The following is a 450-nucleotide window of genomic DNA, read 5'->3' as shown; positions in this document are numbered from 1 at the left end:
GGACATTGCTGCGCAATGCCCTGCCGGGCAGTGGATGGGATCCGCAGATCAGGTTCCTAACTGCTTTGCGGGCTATGACGCCCGGGACATTCGGCGGAGTGTCCTGATCGTTGCGGCTGAAGAGTACACCATCACATCGTTGGTCTTGCTATCTCGTCGTTCCTTTCGCTTTCAGGCCGTGTGCGGCTTGTAGGGTTCGTTCCTGGTCAGCACCGCCCACATGATCCGAGCCGTCTTGTTCGCCATGGCGACGGTCGCAAGGCGCGCAGGCTTTCGTTGCAGCAAGTCCGCGAGCCATGGATCGGCGCGGTCTGGATGATTGGCAACCTGCCGGACGCGCGACGTCATGCCGACCACGATGAGCTGGCGCAGGTACCTGTCACCCATCTTCGTGATCTTGCCCAACCGTTCTTTGCCACCACTGGAATGGTTGCGTGGCGTGAGCCCCAA

General features: G+C 60.7%; 1 protein-coding gene. It reads right to left on the bottom strand.

The annotated features are described in order from the left end of the window. Positions 1-171 precede the first annotated feature (171 nt). Positions 172-450: transposase (locus Q1A75_RS24090; RefSeq protein WP_299593629.1), on the bottom strand; the 279-nt coding region annotated here is incomplete at its 5' end.

It is taken from the genome of uncultured Tateyamaria sp. (assembly GCF_947504105.1).
Taxonomy (GTDB): Bacteria; Pseudomonadota; Alphaproteobacteria; order Rhodobacterales; family Rhodobacteraceae; genus Tateyamaria.
Note: the sequence above shows the minus strand (reverse complement) of the source record. Positions and strands in the feature narration are given on the sequence as shown.